2 protein-coding genes are annotated in these 5,686 nt (G+C 68.8%); both read right to left on the reverse strand.

Going from position 1 to position 5,686, the window contains the following annotated elements; translation table 11 throughout:
* Positions 1 to 4,933 (reverse strand): non-ribosomal peptide synthetase (locus D7V88_RS38330; RefSeq protein ID WP_120545486.1); only part of this gene is annotated, 4,933 nt, incomplete at its 3' end.
* On the reverse strand, positions 4,926 to 5,686 hold a 761-nt coding region (locus D7V88_RS38335; protein WP_244238620.1), incomplete at its 5' end, for a phosphopantetheine-binding protein. The genes D7V88_RS38330 and D7V88_RS38335, both read right to left, overlap by 8 nt.

A 5,686-nucleotide genomic window follows, 5' to 3' on the forward strand; every position in this document is an offset into this window, starting at 1 on the left:
CCGTCAGCACCCCCAGCAGCGCCACCACCATCGCTTCCGTGCGCTCCACGCACACGCCCACCCGGCTCTCCTCACCCACCCCCAACGTCCTCAGGTGACGCGCCAACTGGTTCGCACGCGCTTCTACCTGCGCGTACGTCAGCTCCGCACCCTCGTGCACCACCGCCAACGCGCCCGGCGTCTTCGCCGCCTGCACCGCGAAGAGCCCGTGGAGCGTTTCCGCTCCCTTTCGCTCCGGAGCCACTTCACCCGCGAAGCGCTTCAGCACCTGCTGGCGCTCCTCGGTCTCCATCAGCGGCAGGGCCCAGACGCCCGCATCCGCATTCTTCGTGATGGCGCCCAGCAACATCCCGAGATGCCCCAACAGTCGCTGTGCCGTCTCCGCGTCGTAGAGGTCGGTGTTGTACTCAAGCGACGCCGCGAGGCCGCGGCCTGTCTCCGCCATGCCCAGCGTCAGGTCGAACTTCGCCGTGGTGCCTTCTGTCTCTACAGGGCTCAGCACCAGCCCACCCGGCAGCGCTGCTCCCGAGCCGCCCGGCGTGTTCTGCATCGTGAACATCACCTGGAACAGCGGCGACCGACTCAGGTCGCGCTCCGGCTTCAGCTCCTCCACCAGCTTCTCGAACGGCACCTCCTGGTGCGCGTACGCTCCCAGCGTCGTCTCGCGCACTTGGCGCAGCACCTGACGGAAGCTCGCGCTCTCTCCCAGCTTCGTGCGCAGCACCAGCGTGTTCACGAAGAAGCCGATGAGCCCTTCCAGCTCCGTCCGGTTTCGCCCCGCGATGGGCGTTCCCACGCTGATGTCGTCCTGCCCGCTGTAGCGCGCCAGCAGCACCTGCCAGGCCGCCAGCAACACCATGAAGGACGTCGCTCCTTCCTGACGGGCCAGCGTCGACAACGCCTCCTCCAGCGGCCTCGGCAACATCACCACCGCGTTCGCGCCCACGAAGGTCTGCACGGCAGGCCTCGGACGATCCGTCGGTAGCTCAATGGCCTGTGGCGCGCCTTCCAACTGCTGGCGCCACCATCCCAGTTGGCCTTCCAGCACGGCGCCCTTCAGCCAGCCACGCTGCCACGCCGCGTAGTCCGCGTACTGCACTTCCAACTCCGGCAGCGGCGACGCTCGGCCCGCAGCGTACGCGCTGTAGAGCGCCCCCACTTCGCGCACCAGCACGTCCATCGACCAGCCGTCCGACACGATGTGGTGCATCACCAGCACCAGCACGTGCTCCGTCTCCGACAGCCGCGCCAGCTTCGCGCGCAAGAGTGGCCCACGGCTCAAGTCGAACGGACGAGTGCTCTCCTCCTTCGCGAACCGGCTGACTTCAGCCCTCTGCTCCTCGGCCGTCCCACCTGTGAGCGCGATGACTTCCAGGGCCGACGCGACGCGGGGAGCGATGACCTGGACTGGCTGGCTGTCCCGGGTCTCGAAAGTCGTCCGCAGCGCCTCGTGCCGACGCACCAGCTCCGCGAACGTCTGCTCCAGCGCCGCCACCTCCAGACGCCCCGACAGCCTCACCGCGGTCGCCATGTTGTAGGACGCGCTGCCCGGCTGGAGCTGGTCCAGGAACCACAAGCGCTGCTGCGCGAAGGACAGCGGCAACTCACTCGCGGCACGACTCACCGCCACGAGCTTCGGCACCACCGCTTCCTGCCCAGCACGCTGCGCCGCCTCAATCCGCAGCGCCAGCTTGGAGACAGTGGACGCCTCGAAGAGGGCTCGCAGCGGCAACTCCACCCCGAAGGCGCTTCGCACCCGCGACATCGCCTGCGTCGCGAGCAGCGAGTGGCCGCCCAAATCGAAGAAGTTGTCCTCCGCCCCCACCCTCCCCACGCCCAACACCTGCGCCCACACCTGCGCCAGCAACTCCTCCGTCGGCGTCCTCGGCGCCACGTGGCTCGCCGTCTCCTGCGCCCCGTCCGGCGTCGGCAGTGCCTTGCGGTCCACCTTCCCGTTCGGCGTCAGCGGCAGCGCCTCCAGCACCACGAAGGCCGCCGGCACCATGTACTCCGGCACCCGCTCCCTCACGAAGTCTCGCAACCCCGCGCTGTCCGTGCCCTCCGGCGCCACCACGTACGCGATGAGCCGCCGCGGCTCCTCTCGCAGCAACACCACCGCCGTGCGCACCGACGGGTGCTTGCCCAGCACCGACTCGATTTCCCCCAGCTCCACCCGGAAGCCACGCAGCTTCACCTGCGTGTCCGCCCGGCCCAGGAACTCCAGGTTCCCGTCCCCCAGGTACCTCGCCCTGTCCCCCGAGCGGTACAGCCGTGAGCCCGGCGCCCCGTACGGGTCCGGCACGAAGCGCTCCGCCGTCAACTCGGGCCGGTGGATGTACCCGCGCGTCACGCCCTCCCCGCCAATGTACAGCTCGCTCGCCACCCCCGACGCCACCGGCTTCAGTGCCCCGTCCAGCACGTACATCCGCACGTTCGCGAATGGACGCCCAATCGGCACCAGTCGGTTGTCTCCCGCTCCCAGCGCGTCACTCTCGAACCACGTGCTGTCGATGGTCGTTTCGCTGATTCCGTACGAATTGATGAGCCGCGTCTTCTGCCCAATCACGCCCCGGATTCGCCGGTACTCATTCACGTACCAGGCGTCAGAGCCCGCGATGAGCACCTTCATCTTCTCCAGCCGCTGTCCCGTCTCCTCCAGGTGCTGAAGCAACCCTCTGAGCACCGCCGGCACGAACTCCGCGCAGTCGACGCCCTCCGCCTCCATCAACCCGTGCAGCTTCCCAGGCTCCAGCAGCCACTCGCGCGGGCTCAGCACCAGCTTCCCGCCCGAGCACAGCGCTCGCGACAAGTCTCCGCCGAAGACGTCGAAGGAGAAGCTCGCCATCTGAAGGTGGCTTTGGACGCCTTCCTTCAGCCCGTAGCTTCGCTCCCAGCCCAGGTACGCATTCGCCCAGCTACGGTGCGACACCATCACGCCCTTCGGCGTCCCCGTGCTTCCCGACGTGAAGACGACGTACGCCAGGTTCTCCGGCTGAGCCGTCCGTGCGGGCACCTCCGTGGGCAGGTCCGCGCGCGCGGGCGCCTCCGCGTCCAGCAGGTACCGGCGCAGGCCCGGCGCCTCCACCGTCCCCTCCAGCGACTGCTGCGTCAGCAGCAGTGACATGCGCGACTCGCTCACCATCAGCGCCAGTCGGTCCGCCGGGTATGACGGGTCCAACGGGACGTACGCGCCGCCCGCCTTGAGGATGCCCAGCAGCGCCACCAGCAGCCTCGGCGTGCGCTCCAGGCACACGCCCACCAGCACCTCCGGGCCCACGCCCTGGCTTCGCAGGTGGTGCGCCAACTGGTTCGCCTGTGCTTCCAGCTCCCCGTACGTCAGCGCCGCTTCCCCAGGCGCCACCACCGCCTGTGCTTCCGGCGTCAGGCGTGCCTGCTCCGCGAAGCGCTCGGCAATCCCCTGCTCCGCCGGCAGCACCACGTCGGTGTCGTTCCACTCCACCAGCACCCGACGCCGCTCCGCCTCTCCCAGCATCGGCAGGTCCAGCACGCGCGCATCTGGATTCGCCGCGATACCCTCCAGCAGCACGCTGAAGTGCGCCAGCATCCGCTGCGCCGTCGCCGCGTCGAACAGGTCGGTGCTGTATTCGAGCGCGGCCGTGAGGCCCTGGCCCGTATCCGCCATGTCCAGGGACAGCTCGAACTTGGCGGTGGTGCCTTCGGTCTCCAGCGATCGCAGGGACAGCCCAGCGCTGGTCGTCGGCGCGGAGGACGGCGCACCGCTCACGACGGAGAACATCACCTGAAACAGCGGTGAGCGGCTCAGGTTGCGCTCGGGCTTGAGCTCCTCCACCAGCTTCTCGAACGGCACTTCCTGATGCGCGAACGCGCCCAGGGTCGTCTCACGCACCTGCTTGAGCAGGTCCCGGAACGTGGGGTTGCCCTCCAGGTTCGCGCGCAGCACCAGCGTGTTGACGAAGAACCCGATGAGCCCTTCCAGCTCCGCGCGATTGCGGCCCGCGATGGGTGAGCCGACGCTCACGTCCTGCTGCCCGCTGTAGCGCGACAACAGCAACTGCCACGCGGCGAGCAGCACCATGAACGGCGTGGCGCCCTCCTTCTGCCCCAGCGCCTTCAGCGCGGCTTCCACCTCGCGCGGGTAGTGGGCCGTCACCACCGCGCCGTTGACCGAGGGCATCGCCGGAATCGGTCGATCCGTGGGCAACTCGATGGCCTGCGTGGCCCCTTGCAACTGCTTGCGCCAGTACGCCAGTTGCGCGTCCAGCACCGGCCCCTGGAGCCACTCACGCTGCCAGGCCGCGTAGTCCACGTATTGGATCGCCAGTTCCGGCAGCGGCGACGGCTGCCCCTGGCTGAACGCTCCGTAGAGCGCCAGGAACTCCCGCAGGAAGATGCCGCGCGACCAGCCGTCGGAGATGACGTGGTGCAACGTCAGGAGCAACACGTGCTCCGTCGCGGTGAGCTTGAGCAGCATCGCGCGCAGCAGTGGCCCCACGGACAGCGTGAAGGGCTGCTGCACGTCGCGGAACACGCGCAGTCGGGCCTCGGCCTCGCGCGCTTCGGCGGGCAGGGACTCAAGGTCCACCTGGAGCAACGTCAGGGGCTCGGGAGGCGCGATGACCTGCACCGCGCCGCCTTCCTCCGCGCGCAGCGTCGTGCGCAGGACTTCGTGACGGCGCACGAGTTCGTCCAGGCAGCGCTGGAGGGCCGGCACGTCCAGGGGACCGTCCAGGCGGACCGCGAGCGGGATGTTGTACTGCGGGTTCTGCGGCTCGAATTGATCGAGGAACCACAGCCGCTGCTGGGCGAACGACAGGGGGAAGGACGCCGCGCTCCTGGGACGCGCCACCAGGGTCGCCGCCGGATTGGCCGCGCTCTTCTGGCGCAGCTTCCGCATCAGCAGGTCCTGCTTCTCGGGCGACAGGGAGGAGAAACGCTTCGACGAGTCACTCATTGGAGGTCTTCCTGCCGTTCGCCAGTTCCGCGTCCAGGAGGGCCTGCGCCTCGTCTCCGGACATCTCTTCCATCTCCGCCATCAACAGCGCCAGCTCCTCGGGATCCACCTGCGAGGCCTGGGCCTGCATCACCAACACCGCGAGCGTCTCCACCGTCGGCGACTCGAACAGCTCGCGCAGCGGCAGCTCCACCTCGAACGTCTGGCGGATGCGGGAGACGGCCTGCGTCGCCAACAACGAGTGGCCACCCAGCTCGAAGAAGCCGTCGTGGATGCCCACGCGCTTCACGTTCAACAGCTCCGAGAAGATGTTCGCGAGCTGCTGCTCCAGCTCACTGCGCGGAGCGATGAACTCCCGAGCACGGGGTTCGGAATCCGCATCCGGCTTCGGCAGGGCCTTGCGGTCCACCTTGCCGTTCGCGTTGAGCGGCAGCGCCTCCAGCACCACCAGCGCCGAGGGCACCATGTACTCCGGCAGCCGACCCTTCAGCTCGCTTCGCAGCGCCGTGACTTCCACCGTGTGGCCCGGCTTCGCCACCACGTACCCCACCAGCCGCTTGTCTCCGGGCACGTCCTCCCGCGCCACCACCACCGCCTCGCGCACGCCTTCGCATGCGCTCAGCCCCGCCTCCACCTCGCCCAACTCCACCCGGTAGCCACGCACCTTCAACTGGAAGTCCACGCGCCCCAGGAACTCCAGCTTCCCGTCCTCCCGCTGCCGGACCTTGTCTCCCGTCCGGTACAGCCGCCCTC

It is taken from the genome of Corallococcus terminator, from assembly GCF_003611635.1.
GTDB lineage: Bacteria > Myxococcota > Myxococcia > Myxococcales > Myxococcaceae > Corallococcus > Corallococcus terminator.